General features: G+C 71.8%; 27 protein-coding genes. 11 read left to right on the top strand and 16 right to left on the bottom strand.

Going from position 1 to position 25,839, the window contains the following annotated elements; translation table 11 throughout:
- Positions 1 to 20: 20 nt before the first annotated feature.
- Genes BMZ82_RS22255 through BMZ82_RS40280 form a run of 3 tightly spaced genes read right to left on the bottom strand, consistent with a single transcriptional unit; the run spans position 21 to position 1,901 of the window.
- Positions 21 to 872, bottom strand: a complete 852-nt coding sequence (locus tag BMZ82_RS22255) for an isoprenyl transferase (protein WP_093778456.1) — start codon at positions 870 to 872, stop codon at positions 21 to 23.
- A 22-nt stretch (positions 873 to 894) separates the two neighbouring features.
- Positions 895 to 1,641: a DNA repair protein RecO gene (recO, locus tag BMZ82_RS22250; protein ID WP_093778454.1), complete on the bottom strand. Its 747-nt coding sequence runs from the start codon at positions 1,639 to 1,641 to the stop codon at positions 895 to 897.
- Positions 1,638 to 1,901: a hypothetical protein gene (locus BMZ82_RS40280; RefSeq protein WP_143098891.1), complete on the bottom strand. Its 264-nt coding sequence runs from the start codon at positions 1,899 to 1,901 to the stop codon at positions 1,638 to 1,640. The genes recO and BMZ82_RS40280 overlap by 4 nt, the downstream gene beginning before the upstream one ends.
- Positions 1,902 to 2,116: 215 nt before the next feature.
- Here BMZ82_RS40280 and BMZ82_RS22245 point away from each other — a divergent pair, with 215 nt between their 5' ends.
- From BMZ82_RS22245 to BMZ82_RS22235, 3 genes are read left to right on the top strand one after another with little or no spacing between them, the layout of a single operon-like run.
- Positions 2,117 to 3,397 (top strand): MFS transporter, encoded by a 1,281-nt coding sequence (locus BMZ82_RS22245; RefSeq protein ID WP_256252046.1) that lies wholly within the window; start codon positions 2,117 to 2,119, stop codon positions 3,395 to 3,397.
- A gap of 58 nt (positions 3,398 to 3,455) precedes the next feature.
- Complete coding sequence (locus BMZ82_RS22240; RefSeq protein ID WP_093778452.1) at positions 3,456 to 4,001, top strand: SigE family RNA polymerase sigma factor; 546 nt, start codon at positions 3,456 to 3,458, stop codon at positions 3,999 to 4,001.
- Entirely contained in the window at positions 3,998 to 4,930 is a 933-nt protein-coding gene (locus BMZ82_RS22235; protein WP_093778450.1) for a hypothetical protein, read from the top strand. The genes BMZ82_RS22240 and BMZ82_RS22235 overlap by 4 nt, the downstream gene beginning before the upstream one ends.
- 22 nt (positions 4,931 to 4,952) lie before the next feature.
- Here BMZ82_RS22235 and BMZ82_RS22230 read toward each other — a convergent pair whose 3' ends face one another.
- Together BMZ82_RS22230 and leuA are read right to left on the bottom strand one after the other, a co-directional pair.
- Positions 4,953 to 5,648, bottom strand: a complete 696-nt coding sequence (locus BMZ82_RS22230; protein WP_093778448.1) for a tellurite resistance TerB family protein — start codon at positions 5,646 to 5,648, stop codon at positions 4,953 to 4,955.
- Between the two features lie 229 nt (positions 5,649 to 5,877).
- Positions 5,878 to 7,599 carry a 2-isopropylmalate synthase gene (gene leuA / locus BMZ82_RS22225; RefSeq protein WP_093778446.1) on the bottom strand — a complete coding sequence of 574 codons (1,722 nt, stop codon included), beginning with the start codon at positions 7,597 to 7,599 and terminating at the stop codon, positions 5,878 to 5,880.
- Between the two features lie 334 nt (positions 7,600 to 7,933).
- Here leuA and BMZ82_RS22215 point away from each other — a divergent pair, with 334 nt between their 5' ends.
- From BMZ82_RS22215 to BMZ82_RS22200, 4 genes are read left to right on the top strand one after another with little or no spacing between them, the layout of a single operon-like run.
- A complete protein-coding gene (locus BMZ82_RS22215; protein WP_093778510.1) occupies positions 7,934 to 9,004 on the top strand; it encodes a M4 family metallopeptidase in 1,071 nt (356 codons plus the stop codon).
- Between the two features lie 21 nt (positions 9,005 to 9,025).
- On the top strand, positions 9,026 to 9,292 hold the full coding sequence (locus tag BMZ82_RS22210) for a protealysin inhibitor emfourin (RefSeq protein ID WP_093778442.1): 267 nt from the start codon (positions 9,026 to 9,028) through the stop codon (positions 9,290 to 9,292).
- A gap of 59 nt (positions 9,293 to 9,351) precedes the next feature.
- Complete coding sequence (locus BMZ82_RS22205; RefSeq protein WP_093778440.1) at positions 9,352 to 10,707, top strand: GH1 family beta-glucosidase; 1,356 nt, start codon at positions 9,352 to 9,354, stop codon at positions 10,705 to 10,707.
- Complete coding sequence (locus BMZ82_RS22200) at positions 10,704 to 11,972, top strand: MFS transporter (RefSeq protein ID WP_093778438.1); 1,269 nt, start codon at positions 10,704 to 10,706, stop codon at positions 11,970 to 11,972. The genes BMZ82_RS22205 and BMZ82_RS22200 overlap by 4 nt, the downstream gene beginning before the upstream one ends.
- Before the next feature lie 13 nt (positions 11,973 to 11,985).
- Here the strand turns inward: BMZ82_RS22200 and BMZ82_RS22195 are convergent, their stop codons facing one another.
- Positions 11,986 to 12,840: an NAD-dependent epimerase/dehydratase family protein gene (locus tag BMZ82_RS22195; protein WP_093778508.1), complete on the bottom strand. Its 855-nt coding sequence runs from the start codon at positions 12,838 to 12,840 to the stop codon at positions 11,986 to 11,988.
- A 163-nt stretch (positions 12,841 to 13,003) separates the two neighbouring features.
- Here BMZ82_RS22195 and BMZ82_RS22190 point away from each other — a divergent pair, with 163 nt between their 5' ends.
- Positions 13,004 to 13,861 carry a helix-turn-helix transcriptional regulator gene (locus tag BMZ82_RS22190; protein WP_093778436.1) on the top strand — a complete coding sequence of 286 codons (858 nt, stop codon included), beginning with the start codon at positions 13,004 to 13,006 and terminating at the stop codon, positions 13,859 to 13,861.
- A 14-nt stretch (positions 13,862 to 13,875) separates the two neighbouring features.
- On the opposite strand, the gene era is transcribed toward BMZ82_RS22190, so the two are convergent.
- Positions 13,876 to 14,829, bottom strand: coding sequence for a GTPase Era (gene era / locus BMZ82_RS22185; RefSeq protein WP_093778434.1), 954 nt, complete (start codon positions 14,827 to 14,829; stop codon positions 13,876 to 13,878).
- Between the two features lie 178 nt (positions 14,830 to 15,007).
- Between era and BMZ82_RS22180 the strand changes: the two genes are divergently transcribed.
- Positions 15,008 to 15,346 carry a P-II family nitrogen regulator gene (locus BMZ82_RS22180; protein WP_093778432.1) on the top strand — a complete coding sequence of 113 codons (339 nt, stop codon included), beginning with the start codon at positions 15,008 to 15,010 and terminating at the stop codon, positions 15,344 to 15,346.
- On the opposite strand, the gene BMZ82_RS22175 is transcribed toward BMZ82_RS22180, so the two are convergent.
- From BMZ82_RS22175 to BMZ82_RS22160, 4 genes are all read right to left on the bottom strand, one after another.
- Positions 15,343 to 16,383, bottom strand: coding sequence for a WxL protein peptidoglycan domain-containing protein (locus BMZ82_RS22175; protein WP_093778430.1), 1,041 nt, complete (start codon positions 16,381 to 16,383; stop codon positions 15,343 to 15,345). The two genes, BMZ82_RS22180 and BMZ82_RS22175, sit on opposite strands and share 4 nt — an antisense overlap.
- Before the next feature lie 116 nt (positions 16,384 to 16,499).
- Positions 16,500 to 17,840, bottom strand: a complete 1,341-nt coding sequence (locus tag BMZ82_RS22170; RefSeq protein ID WP_177244602.1) for a beta-xylosidase — start codon at positions 17,838 to 17,840, stop codon at positions 16,500 to 16,502.
- A gap of 172 nt (positions 17,841 to 18,012) precedes the next feature.
- On the bottom strand, positions 18,013 to 18,489 hold the full coding sequence (locus tag BMZ82_RS22165) for a hypothetical protein (protein WP_093778426.1): 477 nt from the start codon (positions 18,487 to 18,489) through the stop codon (positions 18,013 to 18,015).
- Positions 18,490 to 18,692: 203 nt separating this feature from the next.
- Positions 18,693 to 19,055 (bottom strand): cytidine deaminase, encoded by a 363-nt coding sequence (locus BMZ82_RS22160; protein ID WP_093778424.1) that lies wholly within the window; start codon positions 19,053 to 19,055, stop codon positions 18,693 to 18,695.
- A gap of 103 nt (positions 19,056 to 19,158) precedes the next feature.
- On the opposite strand from BMZ82_RS22160, the gene BMZ82_RS22155 reads away from it, so the two are divergent.
- The gene (locus BMZ82_RS22155) at positions 19,159 to 20,580 is read left to right on the top strand and encodes an MFS transporter (RefSeq protein WP_093778506.1); all 1,422 of its coding nucleotides are present in this window, start codon (positions 19,159 to 19,161) and stop codon (positions 20,578 to 20,580) included.
- Between the two features lie 54 nt (positions 20,581 to 20,634).
- The gene (locus BMZ82_RS22150) at positions 20,635 to 21,114 is read left to right on the top strand and encodes a hypothetical protein (protein ID WP_256252044.1); all 480 of its coding nucleotides are present in this window, start codon (positions 20,635 to 20,637) and stop codon (positions 21,112 to 21,114) included.
- A gap of 25 nt (positions 21,115 to 21,139) precedes the next feature.
- Here the strand turns inward: BMZ82_RS22150 and BMZ82_RS22145 are convergent, their stop codons facing one another.
- The 5 genes from BMZ82_RS22145 to BMZ82_RS22125 form a co-directional block, all read right to left on the bottom strand.
- Entirely contained in the window at positions 21,140 to 21,499 is a 360-nt protein-coding gene (locus BMZ82_RS22145) for an MmcQ/YjbR family DNA-binding protein (protein WP_093778422.1), read from the bottom strand.
- Positions 21,496 to 22,827: a hemolysin family protein gene (locus tag BMZ82_RS22140; protein WP_093778420.1), complete on the bottom strand. Its 1,332-nt coding sequence runs from the start codon at positions 22,825 to 22,827 to the stop codon at positions 21,496 to 21,498. Before BMZ82_RS22140 ends, BMZ82_RS22145 begins: the two co-directional genes overlap by 4 nt.
- Positions 22,824 to 23,321 (bottom strand): rRNA maturation RNase YbeY, encoded by a 498-nt coding sequence (ybeY, locus tag BMZ82_RS22135; protein WP_093778418.1) that lies wholly within the window; start codon positions 23,319 to 23,321, stop codon positions 22,824 to 22,826. Before ybeY ends, BMZ82_RS22140 begins: the two co-directional genes overlap by 4 nt.
- A gap of 13 nt (positions 23,322 to 23,334) precedes the next feature.
- Positions 23,335 to 24,393, bottom strand: coding sequence for a PhoH family protein (locus BMZ82_RS22130; RefSeq protein ID WP_093778416.1), 1,059 nt, complete (start codon positions 24,391 to 24,393; stop codon positions 23,335 to 23,337).
- 170 nt (positions 24,394 to 24,563) lie between these two features.
- On the bottom strand, positions 24,564 to 25,742 hold the full coding sequence (locus BMZ82_RS22125; RefSeq protein WP_093778414.1) for a carbohydrate kinase family protein: 1,179 nt from the start codon (positions 25,740 to 25,742) through the stop codon (positions 24,564 to 24,566).
- Positions 25,743 to 25,839 lie beyond the last annotated feature (97 nt).

The raw sequence follows: 25,839 nt of genomic DNA, 5'->3' as shown, positions 1-25,839 counted from the left end.
CCCTCATGAACCGCCGGTGGCTACGAGGTGGCCGGATTCCCCGCGATGTCCCGCTCCATGGCGAGAAGTTGCTCGTTCGGAACGGCGCCGCCGAAGCGGCGGTCGCGGGACGCGAACTCCATGCACGCCCGCCACAGGTCGCGGCGGTCGAAGTCCGGCCACAGCACGTCCTGGAAGACCATCTCCGCGTACGCGCTCTGCCAGAGCAGGTAGTTGGAGGTGCGCTGCTCGCCGCTGGGCCGCAGGAACAGGTCGACGTCCGGCATGTCCGGGTAGTACAGATACTTCGCGAGGGTCTTCTCGTTGACCTTGGACGGGTCGAGACGGCCCGCCTTCACGTCCTCCGCGAGCGCCTGCGCGGCGTCCGCGATCTCCGCGCGCCCGCCGTAGTTCATGCAGAAGTAGAGCGTGAGGCGGTCGTTGTCCTTGGTCTGCTCCTGGGCGATCTGGAGCTCCTTGGCGACCGACTTCCACAGCTTGGGCATCCGGCCCACCCAGCGGACCCGGATGCCGAGCTCGTCGAGGGTGTCGCGGGTCTTGCGGATGAAGTCGCGGTTGAAGTTCATCAGGAAGCGGACCTCGTCGGGCGAGCGCTTCCAGTTCTCGGTGGAGAAGGCGTACAGCGAGATGTTCCGCACGCCCATCTCGACCCCGCCCTGCAACACGTCGAGGACCTGCTCGGCGCCGACCTTGTGCCCCTCGGTGCGCGGCAGCCCGCGCTCCTTGGCCCAGCGGCCGTTGCCGTCCATGACGATCGCCACGTGCTCGGGCACCAGCTCGCCGGGGAGCTTCGGCGGGCGAGCGCCGGACGGGTGCGGCTCGGGCGTCTTGTACTCCCGACGCTGCCGCCCCAGGAACCCGCGTACGACCATGCTTTCTCGTCTCCCTCTATCTCTATTTCTCGACGTACCGAAGGGAGCGCAGGCCGCGCTCCAGGTGCCAGTGCAGGTAGGCGGACACCAGCCCGCTGCCCTCCCGGACGTGGCGCGGCTCGCCCGCGTCCGCCGTCTCCCAGTCTCCCGTGAGCAGCGCGCCCAGGTGGACCAGGGTCTGCGGCGACGGTACGACGCTGCCGGCCACCCGGCAGTCGACGCAGACGGAGCCGCCGGCGGCGACGGAGAAGAACCGGTTGGGGCCGGGCATGCCGCACTTGGCGCAGTCGCCGAAACTGGGGGCGTACCCGTTGACGGCCAGCGACCGCAGCAGGAACGCGTCCAGGACGAGGTGCGGGGCGTGTTCGCCGCGGGCCAGGGTCCGCAGCGCGCCGACGAGCAGCAGGTACTGCTGCACGGCCGGTTCGCCCTCGTGGTCGGTGAACCGCTCGGCGGTCTCCAGCATGGCCGTGCCGGCGGTGTAGCGGGCGTAGTCGGTGACGATGCCGCCGCCGTACGGCGCGATGGTCTCGCTCTGCGTGCACAGCGGCAGCCCGCGCCCGATCAGCTCGCTCCCGCGCGCGAAGAACTGCACGTCGACATGGGAGAAGGGCTCCAGCCGCGCCCCGAACTTGGACTTAGTCCGCCGCACCCCCCGCGCCACGGCCCGCACCCGGCCATGCCCGCGCGTCAGCAGCGTAATAATCCGGTCGGCCTCACCAAGCTTCTGCGTCCGCAGAACGACCCCGTCATCCCGAAAGAGACTCATCCCACACCCCCGCTGGCGTGGCCCGCGCCCACCTGGGAACCCATCCCACACCCGCCGACGCCCTGGCCCGCGCCCACCCGCACCACGAAACGGCCCGCCGCACCCGGCCCCCGGCTGCGCGGCCCGCCGTCGATGTCGCGGCAGGAACCCACCCCACACCCACCGCCGCCCTGGCCGCCACACGCCCGCGCCACCAGACGGCCCGCCGCACCCGGCCCCCGGGTACGGGGCCCGGCGTCGTCGTCGCGGAACAGGCTCATGGCGCCCATTCTCGCCTACGCGGAGGGGGTGGTGGGGCCGGGTGTCGGGGGCGCCGGCGGGCGGACCGGGGCGTGGGAAAGCGGCGGCGTGTGATCGGTGCAGGTGGGCGGGGGGATGGGGGTCCTGCGGGTGGGCGAAGCCGCGGGTGGCCGCAGGGGGTGGCCGCGGAAACGGCGCTGCGGTCGGGGTGGGCAGGCCCTAGGATCCCCGGGTGGTGCGGCGGGCGCTGGGGCGCGATTTCGGGTGGTTGTGGGGGGCGTACTCGGTCAGTGCGCTCGGGACCGGGCTGGCGTTCAGCGCGTTTCCGCTGATCGCCGTGGTGGCGTTGCGGGCCGGGCCGGCCGAGGTGGCGGCGCTGGCGGCCGTGGGGCCGGCGGTGGGGGCGCTGCTGGCGGTGCCGCTCGGGCCGTGGGTGGAGTTCCGGCGGAAGCGGCCGGTGATGATGGCCGCGGACCTGCTGCGGTGCGGGGCGCTGCTCAGCGTCCCCGCCGCCTACGCGCTCGGCGTCCTCGGGCTCGGGCAGCTCCTGCTCGTCTCGGTGATCGTCGCCGCCGCCGACATCTCGTTCACGGCGGCGAGCGGCGCCTTCCTGAAGTCGCTGCTGCCGCCGGAGGATCTGCTGGTCGCGAGCGGCCGGTTCGAGTCGACGACGTGGACGGCCACCATGGTCGGGCCGCCGCTCGGCGGGGCGCTGATCGGCCTGTTCGGGCCGGTGGTGACGGTCGCGGCGGACGCGGCCAGCTATCTCCTCTCGGCCGCCGGACTGCGCGCGATCGGCGCGCGGGAACCGGAGCCGGTACGTCCCGCGAGCTCCGCAGGGCGGCTGACCGGCGGGGACCTGCTCGCGGGCTGGCGGCATCTGCTCGCCCATCCCGGGCTGCGGCCCCTGTTCCTCAACGCGGCGCTGGTGAACGGTCTGATCATGGCGGGCGCCCCGCTGCTGACCGTGCTGATGCTCGGCCCGCTGCACTTCGCGCCCTGGCAGTACAGCCTCGCCTTCGCCGTGCCCTGCGCGGGCGGCCTGCTCGGCTCCCGGCTGGCCCCGCGCCTGGTCGCCCGGTACGGCCACCGCCGGGTCCTGCTGACGTCGGGGACGCTGCGCGTGTGCTGGCCGCTGGGGCTGGCGTTCGTCGGCCCCGGCGTGGGCGGACTGGCGCTGGTGATGATCGTGGAGTTCGGGCTGATCGCCTGCATCGGCGTCTACAACCCCGTCCTCGCCACCACCCGCCTGGAGCTGACACCGAAGGACCGGGTGGTGCGTACGTTGTCGGCGTGGTCGGTCGGCACCAAGGCGTCCATCGCCTCCCTCACCGCCCTGTGGGGCGCCCTGGCCACCCTCACCGGCCCCCGCCCCGCCCTCGCCGCCGCGGGCGCGCTGCTGCTGGTGACGCCGGTGCTGCTGTTCGGGGTGCGCGGGAGCGTCGGCGGGTCCGAGGCCGCCCCGGCGGTTCCGGTCGGGGAGTCGGCTCGGCGGCGGCCTCCCACAGGTTGTTGAAAGGCCCGGGCAACCGATTCGGCCCGACCGGTGGTCTGGGGGGCGAGGAGGGTGGTTGATGCAGGCCGAACAAGAGGAGCGGTTCCAGGAGTTCGTCAGAGCACGGTGGTCGCGGCTCGTGCGGACCGCGTATCTGCTCACGGGGGACGTCCATCACGCGGAGGATCTGACCCAGACCGCGCTGGCCAAGGCGTACCGGTCGTGGTGGCGGATCTCGCGCACCGACAACCCGGAGGCGTACGTCCGGCGGATGCTGGTCAGTTGCAACAGTGACCGGTTCCGCAAGCGGCGGGTCACCGAGGCGCTGACCGCCGCGCCGCCGGAACGGGCGGGGCGCGACGAGGGCGCGGGGCGGGTGGAGGAGCGCGGCTCGCTGCTGGCCGGGCTGGCCCAACTGCCGCCGAAACAGCGGGCGGTGGTGGTGCTGCGGTACTGGGAGGACCTGTCCGAGGCGGAGGTGGCCGAGGTGCTCGGCTGCTCGCCGGGCACGGTCAAGAGCCAGGCGTCGAAGGGGCTGGCGAAGTTGCGTACGTATCCGGGGCTGGCGCCTGTCAGTCGTACGGCGGCCGGGGGGCAGGGGCAAGGGCGGGGAGGCGGCCGGTGAGCGGGACAGAGGAGCAGGGCGATGTCGAGTTCGAGGAGCGGATGCGTGAGTTGCTCGCCGAGGACGCGTACACCATTCGGCCCTCGCCGGCGCCGTATCCGGCGATCCGGCGGCGTGGACTGGCCGAGCGGCGGCGGCGCGCGGCGGTGACCGGTGCGGCGCTGGCGACGCTGGCCGCGGTGCCGGTGGGGGCGTACGCGGTGGCCGGGGGCAGCGGGGGGCGGGCCTCCGACACGGCGGCGCCGAAGCCGTCGGTCAGCGCCCCCCGCAGCCCGGCGACGGCTTCGCCCGGCACGCCCGCCGGGCCCCAACAGCCCGCGACCAAGGGGCAGTTGCTCGACGGGATCACGTTCACGCAGGCGGCGGACGGGCTGCGGAAGTGTCTCGACCGGGACCAGTTGAGCGCGCCGACCGCGTTCGCGGGACAGGATCTGGGCGAGGCCGCGGACTACCGGATCGTCCTGGCGATCAGGAGCACCGGCGACTCCAACGCGCCCGGCGACGGCATGTACGTCGTCGCGACGAAGGAGCGGCCGGCCGGTTTCCGGGTGATCTGCAACATCCGGTCCGGCACCGCCGGGGGCATCAACTCCGGTACGAACGAGGGGGGTTCACCGGAGTCGGGGCCGGTCGTGCCGGACATCAACGGCGGCAAGCTGTACCAGGAGTCGTTCCTCGACAAGGGCGACTGGAAACTGCCGTTCCGTTGGGGGGCCGTCGGCACGGTCGAACCGTCCGTGACCAAGGTGACCGTCTCCTACGGCGACGGCGACCCGGTGACCGCCGCCCTGGACCACGGCTGGTTCGTCGCCGCCGGCATCCTGCGCCAACAGGTCACCCTGGCCCCGCACATCAAGGGCTACGACACGACCGGCAAGCTCGTCTACGACTCCGACGACGACACCGCGTACGAACGGACGCTGCCGTAGGGGGCGTTGCTGTGTCCGTGCGTCAGGACGGGGTGCGGGCCGAGACCAGCAGGCGGGTCACGTCGTCCGCGCAGATCGTCAGGGCCGCGCCCACCGTCGCGAGGACCTCGCGCTCGGCGGGGGTGTACGGGCCGTCCGCGAGGGCGATGCGCGCGCCCTGGAGCAGGATCGATTCGCGGCCGACCGGCGCGAGGTGCGGGGCGAGCGGGTCGAGGGCCTCGTGCAGCTCTATGGCGAGGCCCGCGCCGTACGGTTCGCCGTAGCTGTGGCCGGTGTCGCCGGCCAGCGCGTCGACGAGCGCGGCGAGCTGCTCCTCCGTGCAGTCGGCGAAGCCGGCCGCGCGCACCGCGCCCGCCGCCGTCTCCAGCGCCGTCCGCGCGCAGCCGCCGCCCGCGGACAGCACCGCGAGGGCGACGGTGTGGACGGCGTCGCGGAGCATCGCCGAGAAGCGGACGGTGGTGGGGTGGTGGAGGACGTCGGTGCCGAAGTGGCGGCGGCAGGCCGCGCACTCGACGACCGGCCCGGTCTCGCCGCGCGGCACGACCGGCACCCCGAGGACGGTGAAGCGGCGCTGGCCGGTCAGCCGCTGGTAGTTGCGGTCACCGCCGCACCCCGGGCAGAAGAACTCGCCGTCGCCCACGGGCGTCCACGCGGTACGGGTGCCCAGCACCCGGGCAAGCCCGTTGACACGGCCGTCTCGTCCCCGTACTGGCAGCACGTCGCACCTCCGTAACGCCGCGACAACATCGCCGCACGTCCCGTGATGTTAGCCACATCCACGAGCTGTCGTCAGTACCCCGGACGAGACCTCTCCGTGACCTCCACGCCGGGATGGCCGATATACGACGAAACCCCGGCCCCTCGCATACGGTCGTATACGACGGGCCGGGGCCTCGGGCCACCGCCGAAGCACTGCTGAACCGCTGCTAAACCACCGCTCAGGCTGGTCAGCGGGTCGCGCGGTTGACGGCCGAGACGACCGCCTTCAGGGACGCCCGCGTGGTGTTCGCGTCGATGCCGATGCCCCACAGCACCTTGTCGCCGATCGCGCACTCGATGTACGAGGCGGCCTGCGCGGAAGCGCCCTCGCTCATCGTGTGCTCCTGGTAGTCCAGCAGGCGCACGTCGATGCCGACGCCCTCCAGGGCGTTGAAGAAGGCCGAGATCGGACCGTTGCCGGTGCCGGTCAGCACGGTGTCCGCGCCGTCGACCGTGGCCTCGACGGTGAGGGTGTCCACGCCGTCGGTGTCGGTCGTCGACTGCCCGGCGCGGACCTGGATGCGACCCCAGGGGTTCTCCGGGTTGGGCAGGTACTCGTCCTGGAAGACGGACCAGATCGCCGCGCCGGTGACCTCGCCGCCCTCCGCGTCCGTCTTGGCCTGGATCAGCTTGGAGAACTCGATCTGCATCCGGCGCGGCAGGTCCAGCTTGTGGTCGTTCTTCAGGACGTACGCGATACCGCCCTTGCCGGACTGCGAGTTGACCCGGATGACCGCCTCGTAGGAGCGGCCCACGTCCTTGGGGTCGATCGGCAGGTAGGGGACCGCCCACTCGATGTCGTCGACCGTGACGCCCTTGGCCGCCGCTTCGGCCTCCATCGCGTCGAAGCCCTTCTTGATGGCGTCCTGGTGGGAGCCGGAGAAGGACGTGTAGACCAGGTCGCCCACGTACGGGTGGCGCGGGTGGACCTCCATCTGGTTGCAGTACTCCCACGTACGACGGATCTCGTCGATGTCGGAGAAGTCGATCTGCGGGTCGACGCCCTGCGAGAAGAGGTTCATGCCCAGCGTGACCAGGTCGACGTTGCCGGTGCGCTCGCCCTGCCCGAACAGGCAGCCCTCGACGCGGTCCGCGCCGGCCATCAGCGCCAGCTCGGCGGCGGCGACGGCCGTACCGCGGTCGTTGTGCGGGTGGACGGAGATGACGACGTGCTCGCGGCGGGAGAGGTTGCGGCTCATCCACTCGAAGCGGTCCGCGTGCGTCGACGGCGTCGAACGCTCCACCGTGGCGGGCAGGTTGAGGATGATCTCGCGGCCCGGACCGGGCTGGTAGACGTCCATCACCGCCTCGCAGACCTCCAGCGCGAAGTCCAGCTCGGTGTCCGTGAAGATCTCGGGGCTGTACTGGTAGCCGAACTCCGTCTCCGGGCCCAGCAGCTTCTCCGCGTACTCCATGACCAGCCGCGTGCCGTCCACGGCGATCTGCTTGATCTGCTCCTTCGAGCTGCGGAAGACGACCCGGCGGAAGACGGGCGCGGTGGCGTTGTACAGGTGGACGGTGGCCCGCCTGGCGCCCTTCAGGGACTCCACGGTCCGCTCGATCAGGTCCTCGCGGGCCTGGGTCAGTACGGAGATCGTGACGTCGTCCGGGATCGCGCCCTCTTCCTCGATGATCGAGCGCACGAAGTCGAAGTCGGTCTGGCCGGAGGCCGGGAAGCCGACCTCGATCTCCTTGTAGCCCATCTTGACCAGCTGGTCGAACATCCGGCGCTTGCGCTCGGGCGACATGGGGTCGATCAGGGACTGGTTGCCGTCACGCAGGTCGGTGGAGAGCCAGCGCGGGGCGGCGGTGATCCGGTTCTGCGGCCAGGTGCGGTCGGGGATGTCGACCTGCTCGTACTGACCGTACTTGTGGATCGGCATCTGGCTGGGCTGCTGGCGGTTCGCCATGGTGCGGTGGCTCCTCAGGAGGACCGGAGAGATCTCCGGACGGAAGGACGGCCGACGCGCAACACCAAGCTCCGCGGGGAGGGGGTCGGCCTCGACTACAGGCCCTCGCCGCGGCAGCTAAGGAGAAGCAGCCCGATACGCATAATGCTGCGCAGCCTAGCCGAGCCGCTTTCGTCGCGCGGGTCCGTATCAGTATGCGGGACCGTCGGGACCAAAGGGACGAAACGTGCTCCATACCACTCGAAGCCATGAATCGGCCATGTTTGTCACTGTTTTTCACCGATCATGGTTGCCGATGGTGACAGCCGCATGACCCAGTGCGAAAGTGCCGGTCATGACGACTCACGGGGGCTTCGAGCCCGTCTTCTGCACCGTCGTACCGCCGCACATCCTCGACCGGCTGGCCAAGAGCGACAACCCGGCGCGCTCCGGTCCCGCCCAGCGCACCCTGGTGCGCGACAGCGAGCTGCGCGCCCGCCGCCGGGTGACCAGCGAGTACCGCCTCGCCGCCGCCCCGGCCGCGAAGGCGCCGTCCGACCAGCCGCTGCGCACCATCTACGACGCCGAGCACCGCACCGACCTGCCCGGCACCAAGGTCCGCGCCGAGGGCTCCGACCCCGGCCAGGACGCCACCGTCAACCGCGCCTACGCCGGTCTCGGCGCGACCTTCGACCTCTACCTCAAGGCGTACCAGCGCCACTCCATCGACGGCGACGGCCTGCCCCTCGACGCCACCGTGCACTACGACGAGGGCTACAACAACGCCTTCTGGAACGGCGAGCAGATGGTGTTCGGCGACGGTGACGGCGAGATCTTCGTCGACTTCACCAACTCGATCGACGTCATCGGGCACGAGCTGACCCACGGCGTCACGCAGTACACGGCGAACCTGACGTACTACGGCCAGCCGGGCGCGCTGAACGAGTCGCTGTCGGACGTCTTCGGCTCGCTCATCAAGCAGTACTCGCTCGGCCAGACCGCCGCCGAGGCCGACTGGCTGATCGGCGCGGGCCTGCTCGCCCCGAACGTCACGGGCAGCGCCCTGCGCTCCATGAAGGCCCCGGGCACCGCGTACGACGACGACGTCCTCGGCAAGGACCCGCAGCCCGCGACGATGGACGACTACGTCCGCACCGGCCGCGACAACGGCGGCGTGCACATCAACTCGGGCATCCCGAACCACGCGTTCTACCTGGCCGCGACCGCGCTGGGCGGCCACGCCTGGGAGAAGGCCGGGCAGGTCTGGTACGACGTCCTGACCGGCGGCGAGCTGACCGAGAAGGCGTTCTTCAGCGACTTCGCCAAGCTGACGGTGAAGGCGGCGCGCGAGCGCTTCGGCGACGGCGGGGACGAGTTCCAGGCCGTGGAGAAGGCGTGGGAGCAGGTGGGGGTGCGGATTCTCTGAGTCCGTAATAGACAGGGACCCATGCGTATCCAGGTGAGTCGCACGGGCGGTTTCGCGGGCATCGAGCGCCGTGCCGAGGTGGACACCTCGGGACGGCCCGATGCCGACGAGTGGCACGCCCTGGCCGAGCAGGCGGTCGCCGCCGGCCGGGGCGCGCCCACGATCGGCGTCCCGGACGGCTTCAGCTACGAGATCACCGTGGACGGGAGGACGGTGTACGCCGCCGACCCCCGGCTCACGGACGAGCAGCGCAGACTGATCTCCCGGGTCCTGAAAGAGGGGGCGTGAACTGGCAGTTCGTTCCTGGGCGTTGACTTCCTTACCGATCGGTAAGGATGATCCCGCCCATGGCGAACGATCCGCGCGACGCGGCGCACCCGATACCCCAGTTCCCGGCCGGCTTCCTGTGGGGCGTGTCCACCTCGGCGCATCAGATCGAGGGCGCGGCGGACGAGCGCGGGCCGTCCGTGTGGGACGCCTTCACGGCCGAGCCGGGCCGGGTGAAGGACGGCTCGACGGCGGCGGTGGCCTGCGACCACTTCCACCGCTACCCCGAGGACGTGGCCCTGCTGAAGGGTCTCGGCGTGGACGCGTACCGCTTCTCGATCTCCTGGCCCAGGGCCCTCTTCGACAATGGGCGCGGCCTCGACTTCTACGACCGGCTCGTCGACGAGCTGTGCGCGGCCGGTGTCCGCCCGGTCCCCACCCTCTTCCACTGGGACCTCCCGGCGGACCTGGACTGGCTGGAGCGCGACACGGCGTCCCGGTTCGCCGAGTACGTGTCGGTGGTCGCCGACCGGCTCGGTGACCGCGTCAAGAAGTGGATCACCATCAACGAGCCTGCGGAGCACACCCTGTTGGGGCACGCGCTCGGCACCCACGCCCCCGGCAGGCAACTCCTCTTCGACGCGCTGCCCGCCGCCCACCACCAACTCCTGGGCCACGGCCTCGCCGTACAGGCCCTGCGCGCGGCCGGCGCCACCGACATCGGCATCGCCAACTCCCACGGCCCGACCTGGCCCGCCTCCCAGCAACCCGCCGACCAGGAGGCCGCCGCCTTCTACGACGTCCTGCTGAACCGGCTCTTCGCCGAGCCGGTACTGCTCGGCGAATACCCGGAAGGGCTCGGCGAGTTGATGCCGGGCGGCGACGTGCAGGCCGACCTCAAGGTGATCTCCGAGCCGCTCGACTGGTACGGCATCAACTACTACGCCCCGACGAAGGTGGGCGCCCCGCAGGGCACCGAGATCGAGTTCGGCGGGATCACCATGCCGGCCGAACTCCCCTTCTCCGTCCGGCAGATCGAGGGCGTCCCGGTGACGGACTTCGGCTGGCCGGTGGTCCCCGAGGGCCTCACCGAACTCCTGACGACCTTCCACGAGCGCTACGGCGACCGCCTCCCGCCGGTCGTCATCACCGAGAACGGCTGCTCCTACGACGGCGTCGACGACCAGGCCCGTATCGCCTACCTGGACGGCCACCTGCGCGCCCTGCACCAGGCGTCGGTGGCGGGCGTCGACGTGCGCGGCTACTTCGTGTGGTCGCTGCTGGACAACTTCGAGTGGGCGGAAGGGTACGAGCAGCGCTTCGGCCTGGTGCACGTCGACTACGCGACACAGACCAGGACCCCGAAGTCGTCGTACGCCTGGCTGCGGGACGTGCTGCGAGGGCAGCGGGCGCAGGGATCACAGGCGCGGGGATGACGGCGACTCCCCGGGCGGCGGCCCCGGCGGCCGACGCTCTGGCCGAGCCCGTCGAACCGGTCGGCCGGGGCTGGACGTCGGCGTTGTCGCTGGCCAACGGGGCGATCTGGGTGGGCTGGTACGGCCCCCTGCAAATTCTGCTGGCCGCCCAGTCCGCCGACTTCGCGCCCGGCTCGGGCATGTCGAAGGAGACGATGCTGGCCTGGGTGACGGGTGCCGGCGCGGTGGTCTCGCTGGCCGCGAACCCGCTGTTCGGCGCGCTGTCGGACCGTACGACGTCCCGGTGGGGGCGGCGTACGCCGTGGATCGTGGCCGGGGCGGGCGGCGGCGCGCTGTCGCTGCTGCTGCTCGCGGGCGCGGGCGGGGTGTGGACGATGGCGGCGGGCTGGTGCCTGGTCCAGCTCACCCTGAACGCGGCGTTCGCGGCGGTGACGGCGGCCGTCCCTGACCGGGTGCCGCGCCTCCAACGCGGCTCGGTGGGCGGCTGGTTGGGGGCCGCGCAGATCCTGGGCGTGGTCGGCGGCACCGGGCTCGCGACGGTCGCCGGAGGCGTCGGCGCCGGGTACGCGGCGTGCGCGGTGTTCACGGTGGTGGGCGTGCTGCCGTACGTCCTGCGGTACGAGGATCTGCGGCTGGCGGCGGCGGACCGGCCGGCCTGGTCCTGGCGGGGCTTCGCGGCCGGGTTCTGGCTGAGCCCGCGCCGGTATCCCGATCTGGGGTGGGCGTGGCTGACGCGGTTCCTGATGAACCTGAGCAACGCGCTGGTGCTGCTGTACCTGCTCTACTACCTGCGCGACCGGCTGCACCACGCCGACCCGGAGGGGGGCGTGCTGCTCCTGACGGCGGTGAACGGGCTGACGCTGCTCGCCACGGTCGTCGTCGGGGGCGTCTGGTCGGACCGGGTCGGGCGGCGCAAGCCGTTCGTGTTCTGGTCGGGCGTGCTGATGGCGGTGGCGACGGCGCTGCTGGCGGGCTGGCAGACCTGGCCGGGGGCGATCGTCGCGGCGGCGGTGCTGGGGGTGGGGTTCGGGGTCTTCACCTCCGTGGACTTCGCCCTGATGACGGACGTGCTGCCGAAGGCCGGCGACCGGGGCAAGGACCTCGGCGTCATCAACGTCGCCAACGCCCTGCCCCAGGTCGCCGCGCCCGCCCTCGCCGCCCCGATCGTGACGTACCTGGGCGGCTACCGGGTGCTGTATCTGGTGGCCGCCGTGATCGGGCTGGCGGGGGCGGTGCTGGTGCGGCGGATCAGGGGCGTCGAATGACCTCCCCCGGGAGCTAGAGGGCTCCGGCCGCTCGGGCCGCGTACACGCTGGGGTACACCGGGCGGTAGCCGAGTTCACGGCGGATACGGTCGGTGGACGTCATCTGGAGGAACGGCTCGGGGTCGGTGCGCTCGTACAGCGCGGCGGGGACGTCGACCCCGTTGAGCTGGTGCAGCTCGACCGCCGTGACGGGGGCGTCGTCGGCGATGTTGTAGCTGCGGCCCGCGACTCCCGGCGCGTGCAGGAGCCGTAGCAGGCCCTGGGCGACGTCCGCGTGGTGGACCATCTGGAGCCGCTGGCCGGCCGCCCAGCTCCCGGCCCACCTCAGCGACTGCGCGAGGTGCGGATCGCCCTCGCCGTAGACGAAGGCGAGGCGGCCGATCCGCACGTCCAGGCCGGCCAGCGCGAGCAGCCCCCGCTCGGCCTCCGCCTTCGCCGCCGGGTAGGCGCCCCACATGCCGCCGCCGGGCCGCGACTCGTCGTCCTCGGTCAGCGGGCGGCCCCGCCCGAGGCCGTACACCAGACCCGTGCTGACCTGCACGAACCGCTGTACGCCGGAGGCCAGCGCGGCGCGGCCCAGGTCCAGCGCGGCGTCCCGGTTGACGGCCCACGCCTCGTCGTCCGGCACGCCCCGGAAGGACGCCGCGACGTTCACGACCGCGTCCACCCCGGCCACCGCCTTGCCGAGCACCGCCTCGTCCCGCAGATCTCCGAGGACGACCTCTGCGCCCAGCTCCGCGAACCGCTCCCCGCGCGCCGCGTCGCGCACCAGGACCCGCACCCGCTCCTGCGGCCCGGCCTGCGCCAGCAGCCTCGGCACGAAACGCCGCCCGACCTGCCCCGTCGTACCCGTCACCAGGGTCAGCATCGTCATCCACTCCTCTTGATCCGGTTCTCTTGATCCGGTCCTCGTGATCCGGCTGGTCCGATGCCACCAGCGTCGGACGGGGCGGGGCGGAGCGGGAGAGACCTGTCGATCGGGGGACCGGCGGTCCCTGGCTAACGCGGGCGGATCGGCGCAGGCTGGAGGGGTGAACCGAGCCGAACTCGCCGACTTCCTGCGCCGTGGCCGCGCCCGTCTGACCCCGGCGGCCGTGGGCCTGGCACCGGGCGCCCGCCGCCGTACGCCGGGCCTGCGCCGCGAGGAGGTCGCGCACCTGGCGGGCATGTCGGTGGACTACTACACGCGGCTGGAACAGTCGCGCGGCCCGCGCCCGTCACGCCAGATGCTGACGGCGCTGTCGCGCGCCCTGCGCCTCACCGACGACGAACACGACCACCTGTTCCACCTGGCCGGCGAGGAGCCCCCGCGCCGCGAGACGGCGTCGAGGCACGTCCCGCCCGGTCTGCTGCTGATCCTGGACCGCCTGCACGACACACCGGCGCAGGTGGTGACCGACTGCGGCGAGGTGCTCGCGCAGAACGCGATGGGCCGGGCGCTGACCGGGGACGTGATGTCCCGCCCCCGGCGCGGGCGCAACCTGGTCCGGCTGTACTTCCTGGACCCGCAGGCGCGTTCCCTGTTCCCCGAGGAGGACCGGGCCGACCACGCCCGCATCCAGGTGGCCGGTCTGCGCGCGGTGACCGCCGCCCGCCCCGACGACCCGGAACCGGCCGCGCTGGTCGCCGAACTCCGGGCGGGCAGCGAGGAGTTCGCCCGCCTGTGGGACGAACACGAGGTCGCTCTGCGGCACCGCGCGACGAAACGCTTCCAGCACCCGCTGGTGGGCCTGCTGGAACTGGACTGCGAGGTCATGCTCAGCCACGAGCACCACCAGCTCCTGGTCATCCACACGGCCCGCCCGGGCACGGACGCGTACGAACGGCTGCAACTGCTGCGGGTGGTGGGGTTGCAGGACATGACCCCACAGTCCCTCGGGACCCTCTAGACCCCTCGGAACCCTTAGAAGCCCAGCTTGCGGAGCTGCTTCGGGTCGCGCTGCCAGTCCTTGGCGACCTTCACGTGGAGGTCGAGGAAGACGGGGGTGCCGAGGAGCGCCTCGATCTGCTTGCGGGACTGGATGCCGACGTCCTTCAGGCGCTTGCCCTTGGGGCCGATGATGATGCCCTTCTGGCTGGGGCGCTCGATGTAGATGTTGGCGTGGATGTCGAGCAGCGGCCGGTCCGCCGGACGGTCCTCGCGCGGCAGCATCTCCTCGACGACCACCGCGATGGAGTGCGGCAGCTCGTCCCGGACGCCCTCCAGCGCCGCCTCGCGGATCAGCTCGGCGACCATCACCTGCTCGGGCTCGTCCGTCAGGTCGCCCTCGGGGTACAGCGGCGGGCTCTTCGGCATCATCGGGATCAGCAGGTCCGCCAGCAGCCCGACCTGCTGGTCGCCGACCGCCGAGACCGGCACGATCTCCGCCCACTCGAAGCCCAGCTCCTTGCCGAGCTGGTCGAGCGCGATGAGCTGCTCGGCGAGCGTCTTGGAGTCCACGAGGTCCGTCTTCGTGACGACGGCGACCTTGGGCGTCCGCTTGATCCCGGCCAGCTCCTTGGCGATGAACCGGTCGCCGGGACCCAGCTTCTCGTTCGCCGGCAGGCAGAACCCGATGACGTCGACCTCGGCCCAGGTGGCGCGTACGACGTCGTTGAGCCGCTCGCCGAGCAGCGTGCGCGGCTTGTGCAGGCCCGGGGTGTCGACCAGGATCAACTGGGCGTCGGGGCGGTGCACGATGCCCCGGACCGTGTGCCGCGTGGTCTGCGGACGGTTCGAGGTGATCGCCACCTTCTTCCCGACCAGAGCGTTCGTGAGGGTGGACTTGCCCGCGTTGGGACGGCCCACGAAGCAGGCGAAGCCGGCACGGTGTACGGACTCGGCCGACTGCTCGGATGACTGGTTACGAACGCTCATGCCCCCCATTCTCCCTGATCCACAAAGCCTCACCGCACACAGACGTACGAGGACCACCAGCACACGGGCCCGGGCCTTACGGTGCGCGGCGCGAGCGCATACGATCACGGCGTCCCGGGCCATGGCGCCCCGGTCGGCTCACACCCCGTCCGCTTCGCCCAGAAGGTCAGCCACAGCCATGAAGCTCATCACCGCGATCGTCAAGCCCCACCGCCTCGACGAGGTCAAGACGGCCCTCCAGGAGATCGGCGTGCACGGGCTGACCGTGACCGAGGCCAGCGGGTACGGGCGGCAGCGCGGCCACACCGAGGTGTACCGGGGGGCCGAGTACCAGGTCGACCTCGTGCCCAAGGTGCGGATCGAGGTCGTCGTCGAGGACGCGGAGTCCGAGGCCGTCATCGACGCGGTGGTGCGGGCTTCTCGGACCGGGAAGATCGGGGACGGGAAGGTGTGGGCGCTGCCGGTGGAGACCGTGGTGCGGGTGCGGACTGGTGAGCGCGGGCCTGATGCTCTTTAGGCTCTGTTGGGTTGGTTGAGTTTTGGCTGCGGGTGCGTGGGGGCTGGTCGCGCCCCGCGGCGGAGCCGCATGATGTAAGCGCCCCGCGCCCCTTTGGGGTGACTTCGCCGCCGCCTGAGTAGTAGCCATACGCCTACTGCCGTCCCGAACATCACGACCGACGTCAGCAGCCACGGCACTGCCACGAACGATGCCGTCGCCGACTCGGTCGTGTTCTTGGCGGTTGCCGTCAACTTGATGTCCGTCCAGTCGAGTTGGGGGGCGTCCGTCCAGCGTTCGGTGAGGGTGACTGTCTGGCCCGGGAGTAGTTGGGACGGGAGTTTCTTCAGGGGGCGGGTCAGGAGGGTGCGGCCGAAGAGGCCCCGGGCCGTCAGTCGTGCCTTGGGTTCGAGGGTGACGTTGCCCGTGTTGTGCAGGGTGTACGAGATCGTCGCCGTGCTGTCGCCGAGGCCGGGGATCAGGGGCTGGTGGTGGCTGACGTGGACGTTCTCTACGGCCAGGGCGGGCAGGGTCGGGCCGCCGACCGTGAGGTAGACGCGGGCGCCGACCGCCCGCCGCACGCCGAGCGCGAGCGCGCCGTCGCCCTTGTCGACCCGTTCGTCGAGGGCGACGATCGCGCCCGGGTGGTCGCCGGGTTCCGCGCCCTCGGGGACCTTGACGGTGAACGGCACGGTGACCGTCTGGCGGGCGGGCACGGTGACCCGGTCCTCGGGCAGTTCGGCCCACGCGCCCACGCCCCGCATCTTCTCCCCCGCCGACTTCACGGCGAACCCGCCGTCACGCGCGGTGTTGTAGGCGTCGGCCGCGTACAGGCGGAAGGTGAGGGGCTGGTCGGTCTTGTTGGCGACGACGACCTTGTCCTCGATCGTCTGACCGGGATCGGCGGAGACGTAGAAGTAGGGCCGGGCGGCGACCGTCGAGGAGACGGGGTAGACGGACCAGCCGCCGTTGTCGGCGGCCCGGGCGGCGGGCGCGGCCGGCACGGTGAACAGCAGGCCGAGGAGCAGCGGCAGGAGGAGGACGTACGGCTTGCGCATGGTGCGGACCCCCCAACTGTGGCGGGACGGGCGGGTGCGGACCTGTGGGGCGGGCGCCCGGCCACCGGTGGACGTGGTGCGTCGGCTCAACTTCAGGTTCAGGTTCAGGCTCAGGCTCAGGTGAGTGTCAGGGTCAGGACGCCCGCGTAGCTGCCCGGGGGCGTGAACGCCGGTACGTCCAGGGAGAGTTGGGCGCCGGCGGTGAACTCGCCGCCGGTTGCCGTGCCGTCGGGTGTGGACGCCAGGGTTGCTCCCGCGGCGCCGACCGGGCCCGCCGAACCGGCCTGGCAGGTGCTCGGGCTGCCCGCCTTGGTCGTGCACGCGGGCGTCCAACTCAGCTTGCCGGCCTCGATCTTGGCGCCGGGGCCGGTGAAGTCGGTGACCTTGCCGGTGAGGGACCAGCCCGCGGGGCCGCCGCGGAAGTCCTTGACGGTCACCGCGTTGAGGCCCCCGGTCGAGGCCTGCCCGGAACCGAAGTCGACCGCGGACATCGCCACGGCGTCCCCGGCCTGGGACATCGACAGGGTGCCGGCCCGCACGGTCGTCGTCAGCTTCTGGCTGCCCGCCGGTACGGGCGTGTCGTCGACGACGACGTACGCGGCGGGCGCGGTGCCCAGATCGGCGCTCCAGGCAGCGCCCTCGTACGCCACGATGCCGGTGGTGGCGAGGTCGGTGACGGCGAGCGCGCCGGAGACGGTCCCCTGTGCGGTGGCGGTGAGGGTCGTCTTGTCCGCCGTCTGGTCGGATCCGGACCGGCCGGCGACGGTGACCGAGGCGCCCGGCGTGAAGCCGCCGCCGCTGACGGTGACGCTCGCGCCGGGGCTGCCGGAGGCCGAACCCAGGCTGATGGCACGGGTGTTGGCCGGCGGGTTGGCGGCGGCGGTGACCGTCTCCGACACCGGGGCGGGCGGGTTGGTCACCGTGCAGGGGGTGTCCAGTTCGAGGATGTAGCTGGTGTGGATGTTGTAGTCGCCGGGCGAGAGGGTGATCGCGCCGGGCGCGGTGACCGTGAACGTGCCGGTCATGGAGAACGACGGGAAGACGCCCTTGCCGGGCACCGGGTCGTTCTTCTTCGGCCCCGTGACCGTGACGGTGCCGGTCTGCGCGCCGCCGAGGGCGACCTTGCCCGTCGGCGTCATGATGTCGGCCGGCAGGGCCAGGTCGGTGGGGTTGTTGGCGGCGGGCGTGACCACCGTGTACGTGACGGTGACGGTGTCGCCGACCTTGGGGCTGGTGTTGTCCGCCGTGACCTTGGCGGTGGTGGTGCCGTCGATCGGCGGGAGCCCCGCGATGGCCGGCGGGATGCAGTGCGTCGGGAAGTTCACGTCGGTCGCGGCGCCGGCCGGACATGCCAGCGCCCCGCCCGCGGTGACCGCGAGCGCGGTCACTCCGAGCAGCGACGCCCAGCGCCGTCTTCGAGAACCTCGGGAACTTCCGGAACCTCGGGGTGAACCCATGATTGCCCCCTCCTGTGGGGTGCGGGCGCAGCGGCTCTTCTGCGCCGACAGGGGGCATTGACGTGCGGATCGCACGAGAAGTCAATGGACACGGTCGAGAGAACTGATGAACCGTCAGCTTCCTTGTCCCGTAAGAAAACTGACGGTTCGTCTGCTCAGTTTCCAACCGCTATCAGTCGAACACGAACGGTCCCGGCGACTGCGGCCCGGTCGCCGTGCAGGTGACGGTGATCCCGAAGATGACCATCTTCAGGGAGCCTCCGTTGAAGTCCAACTTGTCACCGGAGGCCACGGCCGCGTTGAGCGGACCGACCGTGATCGAGGCGCCGGTGGCCATGGCGGGGTTCACGGTGCCGCTGAAGACCCGGGCGGAACCGGTCGAGTTCGCCATCGTGAGCGTGGAGGCGATGCTGTTCGCGCTGATCGGGATCGGCGCGGTGATCGCGGTGGACGTGAGGGTGAGGGTGGCGGCCGTGCCCGTCTGGGTGGCCGTGAGGGTGGCGGCACCGCCGCCGAACAGACCGCAGCTCGCGGTCACGGTCGCCGTCGTCGGGGTGACGGCGGCGGCGGACGGTGCGAACGCCAGCCCGGCGACCGCGAGGGTCCCTGCCAGCAGTGCCGCACCTGATCCGATTCGCTTGCCTCTCATGGGTTCCCGGCTCCTTCCCGGATGTGGGGAGACGGACTGCCGGAGCGGGACGGGTGGGTGCGGACACCGGTGCCGGTGGGGGGTGAATCTGACGGTCCGTCGGAAATTACGGTTCCATTGATGCGTCAGGGACGAGAGAAGGGCAAGGTTGAATTCCGGCCTAGTTGCCGGCCTGGTCGGGCGCGGTCCAAGACGGGCGGGGCTCAGCCCGCTGTCACCGCCGTCACCGTGGCGCGGAGCGTTCCGTCCGGCCCGGCCACCAGCACCGGCGTGCCCGCGCCGCCCAGGTCCGCGACGGCCGCCAGGTCCGCGTCGGCGGCGCCCGCCGCCTCCGTCACCACGGCCGCCGCCTCCAGCGACGTCGCCCCCGAGGCCACCGCCATCGCCACCGCCGTCCGCAGCGCGCTCAGCTTCAGCGACGGCAGCTCCACCGTCCCGGCGACATACGTACGTCCCGTCTCGTCCCGTACGGCGGCCCCCTCGGGCACACCGTTACGAGCCCGCGCGGAGCGGGCCAGGGTGACGATCTTGCGGTCCTCGGGGTCGAGCGCGTTGCTGTCGGTCATACCCCGAGCATACGAAGAGCCCGGCCGGTCCTTGTCCGGTGGTGCCACCACCACCAGTAGCTCCCACTCCCGCGCGCGTTCCGATGGCCGCAAGCTCGACGCCATGGCGAACGACACCAGCACGACCGGACCCCACAAGACCAGCGGCAGCACCCGGCGCGACAGACTCGTCCTCCTCGTCCTGTGCGCGGCCCAGTTCATGGTCGCGCTGGACTTCTCCGTCCTGAACGTCGCCCTGCCGGTCCTCGGCGCGGACCTCGGCATGAGCCGGTCGCTGCTGCCGTGGGCGGTCACGGCGTTCGCCCTCCCGTCGGGCGGCTTCCTGCTCCTGTTCGGCCGCGTCGGCGACCTGTACGGCCGACGCCGGCTGTTCCTGACCGGCCTGGCCCTGTTCGGCGCGGCCTCCCTGCTCGCGACGCTCGCCTGGGACCCGGCGTCCTTCCTCACCGGGCGCGCGTTGCAGGGGCTCGGCGCGGCGGCGATCGTCCCGACCGGCATGTCCCTGCTGACGACGACCTTCCCGGAGGGCCCGGCCCGCGACCGCGCCCTCGGCCTCTCGGGCACCCTGCTGTCGCTGGGCTTCACCGTCGGCATGGTGAGCGGCGGCGTCCTGACCGACGTCCTCGGCTGGCGCTCCACGATGGCCCTGCTGGCCGTCTTCGCCCTGCTGGTGCTCCCCCTCGCCGCCGCCCGCCTGCCGGAGTCCCGCACCCCGCAGCGCCCGCGCCTGGACCTGCCCGGCGCGATCACCGTCACCGGCGGCCTGCTGGCCCTCATCCACGCCCTGTCGACGGCCGCCGACCGGGGCTTCGCCCACCCCGACGTGGTCGTCTCCCTGATCGCGGGCGTCGTACTGCTGACGGCGTTCGGCGTCGTCGAGTCCCGGGCGCGGACCCCGCTGGTCTCCCTGCCGATGCTGCGCCGCCGCACGGTGGCGTGGGGCAACCTGGGCGGGCTGGTCACCTTCTCGATGATGTCGACGGTCCTCTTCGTCCTGACGCTCTACCTCCAGGACGTCCTGGGCCTGTCGGCGTTCGAGACGGGCCTGGTCTTCGGCGTCCAGGGCGCGCTGTCGACGGTCGCGGGCCCCTCCATCCCGAGGGTCATAGGCCGCGTCGGCGCCCGCCGCGCCCTGGTCGGCTCCCTCGCCGGGCAGGGCGCGCTGACCGCCGCGCTGCTCGGCCTGAACACGCACCCCTGGTCGGTCTGGCTCGCCGGGGCGGCGGTGTCCCTGGCCGGCATGTGCCACCTGGGCGCGATCATCTCCTACGGCCTGACGGTCACCTCGGGCGTCCCGGACGCCGAACAGGGCCTCGCCACCGGCCTGGTCACCTCCACCCAACAGGTCGGCGCCACCATCGGCATCCCCCTCCTCGGCGTCCTGGCGACGACCTCGGACGCCCTGCTGCCCGGCATCCGCACCGTCCTCGCCCTGAACGCGGCGATCGTGACGGCGACGGCGATCCTGATCGGCCTGGGCCTACGCCCTTCACGTCGGCCGGCCGACGCCACGACCCCGGTCTGACGGACAGGGACAAGTCACTGGTGTCGCCCGCCCGGTTGGGAAAGGCTGCGGCACATGGACTGGATGCCGCTGCTCTCCACACTCACCGGTGCCGTCATCGGCATCGCCGCCACACTCGTCGCCGACCGCAACCGGTGGCGGCGCGAGGAGGACCGGCACGCGTCGCAGGTGCGGCGCGAGGTGTACACGGAGTTCGTGTCCGCGCTCAAGACGGCCGGTGAGGAGATACGCGCCGTCGCGCTGGGCGATCACATGTCCGGGGCGGCGCGGGACGCGGCCGTCCGGGAAGCCTTCCGCGCCACCGGGCTGTACACGGCGAGCGAGCGCCTCTGGCTCGTCGGCCCGCCGCCGGTCGTGGCCGCCGGGAACGAGGCGTTCCACAGCCTGCGCCGGATCCGCGACGCCTACGCCCGGGGCGTCGCGGTCGGCTCCGCCGAGGACACCCCGCTGATCGCGCAGCGCCGTACCGCCATGGCCCGGATGCGCGACCTCATGCGCGAGGACCTGGGCATCGGCCCCCTAGGGATCGAGTGAACCCGGTGACGCGGTGGGCGCGGTCTCAGGGGCGGTCGAGGCGGAGCCGCTCGGCGCGCGGCAGACCGGCGACGACCAGGTCGTACGAGTCCTCGACCAGCTCCCGGACCAGGCCGTCCGGGAGGTCGGCGTCGGCTGTCACGGTGTTCCAGTGGCGTTTGTTCATGTGGTAGCCGGGGGTGATCAGGCCCGGGTGCTCGGCGCGCAGCCGCACCGCGTCGTCCGGGTCGCACTTCAGGTTCACCTTCAGGGGCTTCGCGTCCAGGGTCGTCAGGGCGAACAGCTTGCCGCCGACCTTGAAGACCGAGACCTCCGGGCGGAAGGGGAAGTCCTCCACCGCCGCGTTGAAGGAGAGGCAGAGGGCGCGCAGTTCCTGCGGGGTCACTCCGGTTTCTCCTGCTCGGACGGGCCGGTCGGGGCGGACGCGTCGGTCGCGGCCGTCGGGTCCACCGGCTCCACCAGCACCGTCACGATCTTGTTGCGGCGGCCGGCCGCCGCCTCCGCCGTCAGGCGCAGGGTCCGCCCGTCCGGGAGGTCGACCGTGCTCGACGCGCCCGCGATCGGCACCCGGCCCAGGGCCTTCGCGAGCAGCCCGCCGACGGTCTCCACGTCCTCGTCGTCGTACTCCTCCAGGCCGTACAGCTCGCCGAGGTCGGTGATGTCGAGGCGGGCGGTGACGCGGTGGCGGTCGTCGCCGAGCTGCTCCACGGGCGGGAGTTCACGGTCGTACTCGTCGGTGATCTCGCCGACGATCTCCTCGAGGATGTCCTCGATGGTGACGATGCCGGCCGTGCCGCCGTACTCGTCGATGACGACGGCCACGTGATTGCGGTCCTGCTGCATCTCCCGCAGCAGGTCACCGGCGTTCTTGGTGTCGGGGACGAACGCCGCCGGCCGCATCGCCGTCGACACCAGCTCGCCCTCCGCGTCCCGGCTGATGTGCGTCTTGCGGACCAGGTCCTTCAGATACACGATGCCGACGATGTCGTCCTCGCTCTCCCCGCTCACCGGTATGCGCGAGAAGCCGGAGCGCAGCGCCAGGGTGAGGGCCTGGCGGATGGTCTTGTGGCGCTCGATGACGACGAGGTCGGTCCTCGGGACCATGACCTCCCGTACGAGGGTGTCGCCCAGCTCGAAGACCGAGTGCACCATGCGGCGCTCGTCGTCCTCGATCAGCGACTCCTTCTCGGCGAGGTCGACCAGCGCCCGCAGCTCCGCCTCGGAGGCGAACGGGCCCCGGCGGAACCCCTTGCCGGGGGTGAGCGCGTTGCCGATGAGGATGAGGAGCGACGGGATCGGGCCCATGATCCGGGCCAGCGGCAGCAGGACGTACGCCGCCGCCGTCGCCGTGTTCATGGGGTGCTGGCGGCCGATGGTGCGCGGGGAGACGCCGACCGCGACGTACGACACGAGGACCATGACGCCGATCGCGGCGAACAGGGCCGGGGTGGTGCCGTCGATCTCCTGGAGGCAGGCGTAGGTGACCAGCGCGGCGGCGGCCATCTCGCAGGCGACGCGGACCAGCAGCGCCACGTTCAGATAGCGGGTGGGGTCGGCGGCGATCTGCGCCAGCTTGGCGCTTCCGCGCCGCCCGGACCGTACGGCCTCCTCGGCGCGGAAGCTGGAGACACGCGCGAGGCCCGCCTCCGCGCAGGCCGCGAGCCAGGCGACGACGACCAGGGCGATCGCGCCGGAGACGAGCGTGGGACTCATGAGACGGTCGGGGCCGGCGACGGGCCGGTCATGCCCTTCTCCGCCCGCCAGCCGTCCACGATGGCCTGCTGGAGGCCGAACATCTCGGCCTTCTCGTCAGGCTCCTCGTGGTCATAGCCGAGCAGGTGCAACACCCCGTGGACGGTGAGCAGTTGAAGCTCCTCGTCCATGGAGTGCTGGGTCTGCGCCTCCTTGCCCTGCCGCTCGGCGACCTCCGGGCACAGCACGATGTCGCCGAGGAGGCCCTGCGGGGGCTCGTCGTCGTCCTTCGACGGCGGACGCAGCTCGTCCATCGGGAAGGACATGACGTCCGTCGGCCCCGGCAGGTCCATCCACTGGATGTGCAACTGCTCCATGGCGTCGGTGTCCACGACGATCACCGAAAGCTCGGAGAGCGGGTGGATGCGCATCCGCGCGAGCGCGTAGCGGGCGATGTCGAGGATCGCCTGCTCGTCGACCTCGGTTCCGGACTCGTTGTTGACGTCGATCGACATGGTGCTGGTTCGTCTACTTCCGCTTGTTACGGCCGCCCTTGTGGGTGCCGTTCTCCGTACCGTTCTCGCTGTCGTACTGCTCGTACGCGTCGACGATACGGCCGACGAGCTTGTGCCGGACGACGTCCTGCGACGACAGGCGGGAGAAGTGGACGTCGTCGAGCCCCTCGAGGATGTCCTGAACCTGCCGCAGCCCCGACTTCGTGCCGTTCGGCAGGTCGACCTGCGTCACATCACCCGTGATCACGATCTTCGACTCGAACCCGAGCCGCGTGAGGAACATCTTCATCTGCTCGGGACTCGTGTTCTGAGCCTCGTCCAGGATGATGAACGCGTCATTAAGAGTCCTGCCTCGCATGTATGCGAGGGGTGCCACCTCAATGGTTCCCGCCGCCATCAGTTTCGGGATGGAGTCCGGGTCGAGCATGTCGTGCAGGGCGTCGTACAGGGGGCGCAGGTACGGGTCGATCTTTTCGTAGAGGGTGCCCGGGAGGAATCCCAGGCGTTCGCCGGCCTCGACCGCGGGGCGGGTCAGGATGATGCGGTTGACCTGCTTGGACTGGAGGGCCTGGACGGCCTTGGCCATGGCCAGGTAGGTCTTGCCGGTGCCGGCGGGGCCGATGCCGAAGACGACGGTGTGGGTGTCGATCGCGTCGACGTACCGCTTCTGGTTGAGCGTCTTGGGTCGGATGGTGCGGCCGCGTGAGGACAGGATGTTCTGTGTCAGTACCTCGGCCGGGGTCTCCTGGCCGTCACTCGTCCCGTTCTCACTCGCCCGCAGCATGGCGATCGAGCGTTCCACTGCGTCCTCCGTCATCGGCTGCCCGGTGCGGAGCACCAGCATCATCTCGTCGAACAGGCGCTGGATGAGGGCGACTTCCCGTGCGTCGCCGACCGCGCTGATGTCATTGCCCCGGACGTGGATGTCGGCTGCCGGGAAGGCCGTCTCTATCACGCGCAGGAGGGAGTCTCCGGATCCCAGCAGCGCCACCATGGGGTGCTGGGCGGGAACGGTGAACTGTGCTCTCGCCTTGCCCTGCGCGGGCGTGTGAGCTGTCGGTGTCTGAGTCATAGGCCGGCCCGAAGGCCTCTACGTCCTCCCGGATGCGTCTCGCCTGCCACAAGGGCGGCCTGGCGTGTTCCAGCGTACGCCAGGGGGGTGACAACGCCGTAGGGCTTTTACCCGTGCCGCCACCCGTGCCGCCACCTGTGCCGCCGCAGGGCTTTGCCCCGCGCCGGTGACTATGCCGAGCGGCCGAAACCGATCGTCGGCACCGCCCTGCGCAGCGGCCACGGGGCGGCCTCCTGTGTCGACAGCAGGGCCGGGAGCAGAGCGTCCAGAAACGCGTACCGGCGCAGTGCCTCGGGGGCCTGGCCCTCGACCGACTGGACCCGGCGCCACCAGGCGGCGATCTCGGACCAGCCGGGCGCGGAGAGCGAGCCGCCGAACTCCTGGACGGACAGGGCGGCGGTGAGGCCGGCGAAGGCGAGCCGGTCGGCGAGCGGCCAGCCGGCGAGGGTGCCGGTGACGAAGCCGGCCACGAAGACGTCCCCGGCGCCGGTGGGGTCGAGGGCCTCGACGGCGATGGCCGGGACCTCGGCGCTCTCGCCGGTCCGGCGGTCCACGGCGTACGCGCCGTCCGCGCCGAGCGTGACGACCGCGAGCGGTACGTGCGCGGTGAGGGCGTGGGCGGCGGCGCGGGGGCAGGTGGCGCCGGTGTAGCGCATGGCCTCCTCCGCGTTGGGCAGGAACGCCTCGCAGTGCGCCAGGTCGGCGAGGCCCGCGAGGTCCCAGGCGCCGGTGTCGTCCCAGCCGACGTCGGCGAAGATGCGGGTGCCGCGGGCGGCGGCCTGGGCGATCCAGGGGGCGCGCTTGCCGGGGGTGAGGGAGGCGACGGCGGCGCGGGCCGGGGGCGGGCAGGCGGGGGCGTCCTCGTGGATCTCGTGGCTCGGTGCGCTCGGCATGCTCGGTACGGCCTCCGGGGGCGGTTCGTGGCCGTGCGAGACCATCGTGCGCTCGCCCTCGTAGGCCATGGAGACGGTGACCGAGGAGTGCCAGCCGGGGACGGTGCGCGAGGTGCTGAGGTCGATGCCCTCGCCCCGTTCGAGAGCGTCCCAGCAGTACTCGCCGTAGTGGTCGTCGCCGAAGGCCGCCGCGAGGGCGGTGCGCAGGCCGAGGCGGGCGAGCGCGGTGGCCATGTTGGCGACGCCGCCGGGGCTGGAGCCCATCCCGCGCGCCCAGGACTCCGTCCCGCGCACCGGGGCGGAGTCGAGCCCGGTGAAGATGATGTCGAGGAAGACGGGGCCGGTGAGGTACACGTCCCACGGCGGATCGTCGGGGGTGCGGAGGGCGGCCAGGGGGTCGACCCCGGCGGCCTGGTGGTGGTGTCCCTCTCCGGTGGACGCGTTGGACGCGGTCACGGTGCGCTCCCTGACGTGGTGCCGATCTGGCCAGTGTGCACCACGTCACCGGCGACACGTGGTGCGTCACACGCGGCACGGGTGTCGACAGCCATTC

Source organism: Streptomyces sp. yr375 (genome assembly GCF_900110755.1).
Lineage (GTDB): Bacteria > Actinomycetota > Actinomycetes > Streptomycetales > Streptomycetaceae > Streptomyces.
This window is presented reverse-complemented; position numbering and strand designations above follow the sequence as displayed.

What these genes read in the sequence shown, in the direction of transcription:
- BMZ82_RS22160 (WP_093778424.1), bottom strand. Translation starts at nt 19,055, where the DNA reads ATGACCGACAGCAACGCGCTCGACCCCGAGGACCGCAAGATCGTCACC.
- BMZ82_RS22215 (WP_093778510.1), top strand. Translation starts at nt 7,934, where the DNA reads ATGACGACTCACGGGGGCTTCGAGCCCGTCTTCTGCACCGTCGTACCG.
- recO (WP_093778454.1), bottom strand. Translation starts at nt 1,641, where the DNA reads ATGAGTCTCTTTCGGGATGACGGGGTCGTTCTGCGGACGCAGAAGCTT.
- BMZ82_RS22130 (WP_093778416.1), bottom strand. Translation starts at nt 24,393, where the DNA reads ATGACTCAGACACCGACAGCTCACACGCCCGCGCAGGGCAAGGCGAGA.
- BMZ82_RS22210 (WP_093778442.1), top strand. Translation starts at nt 9,026, where the DNA reads ATGCGTATCCAGGTGAGTCGCACGGGCGGTTTCGCGGGCATCGAGCGC.
- era (WP_093778434.1), bottom strand. Translation starts at nt 14,829, where the DNA reads ATGAGCGTTCGTAACCAGTCATCCGAGCAGTCGGCCGAGTCCGTACAC.
- ybeY (WP_093778418.1), bottom strand. Translation starts at nt 23,321, where the DNA reads ATGTCGATCGACGTCAACAACGAGTCCGGAACCGAGGTCGACGAGCAG.
- BMZ82_RS22175 (WP_093778430.1), bottom strand. Translation starts at nt 16,383, where the DNA reads ATGCGCAAGCCGTACGTCCTCCTCCTGCCGCTGCTCCTCGGCCTGCTG.
- BMZ82_RS22200 (WP_093778438.1), top strand. Translation starts at nt 10,704, where the DNA reads ATGACGGCGACTCCCCGGGCGGCGGCCCCGGCGGCCGACGCTCTGGCC.
- BMZ82_RS22150 (WP_256252044.1), top strand. Translation starts at nt 20,635, where the DNA reads ATGGACTGGATGCCGCTGCTCTCCACACTCACCGGTGCCGTCATCGGC.
- BMZ82_RS40280 (WP_143098891.1), bottom strand. Translation starts at nt 1,901, where the DNA reads ATGAGCCTGTTCCGCGACGACGACGCCGGGCCCCGTACCCGGGGGCCG.
- BMZ82_RS22140 (WP_093778420.1), bottom strand. Translation starts at nt 22,827, where the DNA reads ATGAGTCCCACGCTCGTCTCCGGCGCGATCGCCCTGGTCGTCGTCGCC.
- BMZ82_RS22180 (WP_093778432.1), top strand. Translation starts at nt 15,008, where the DNA reads ATGAAGCTCATCACCGCGATCGTCAAGCCCCACCGCCTCGACGAGGTC.
- BMZ82_RS22170 (WP_177244602.1), bottom strand. Translation starts at nt 17,840, where the DNA reads ATGGGTTCACCCCGAGGTTCCGGAAGTTCCCGAGGTTCTCGAAGACGG.
- BMZ82_RS22155 (WP_093778506.1), top strand. Translation starts at nt 19,159, where the DNA reads ATGGCGAACGACACCAGCACGACCGGACCCCACAAGACCAGCGGCAGC.
- BMZ82_RS22165 (WP_093778426.1), bottom strand. Translation starts at nt 18,489, where the DNA reads ATGAGAGGCAAGCGAATCGGATCAGGTGCGGCACTGCTGGCAGGGACC.
- BMZ82_RS22205 (WP_093778440.1), top strand. Translation starts at nt 9,352, where the DNA reads ATGGCGAACGATCCGCGCGACGCGGCGCACCCGATACCCCAGTTCCCG.
- leuA (WP_093778446.1), bottom strand. Translation starts at nt 7,599, where the DNA reads ATGGCGAACCGCCAGCAGCCCAGCCAGATGCCGATCCACAAGTACGGT.
- BMZ82_RS22255 (WP_093778456.1), bottom strand. Translation starts at nt 872, where the DNA reads ATGGTCGTACGCGGGTTCCTGGGGCGGCAGCGTCGGGAGTACAAGACG.
- BMZ82_RS22195 (WP_093778508.1), bottom strand. Translation starts at nt 12,840, where the DNA reads ATGCTGACCCTGGTGACGGGTACGACGGGGCAGGTCGGGCGGCGTTTC.
- BMZ82_RS22240 (WP_093778452.1), top strand. Translation starts at nt 3,456, where the DNA reads ATGCAGGCCGAACAAGAGGAGCGGTTCCAGGAGTTCGTCAGAGCACGG.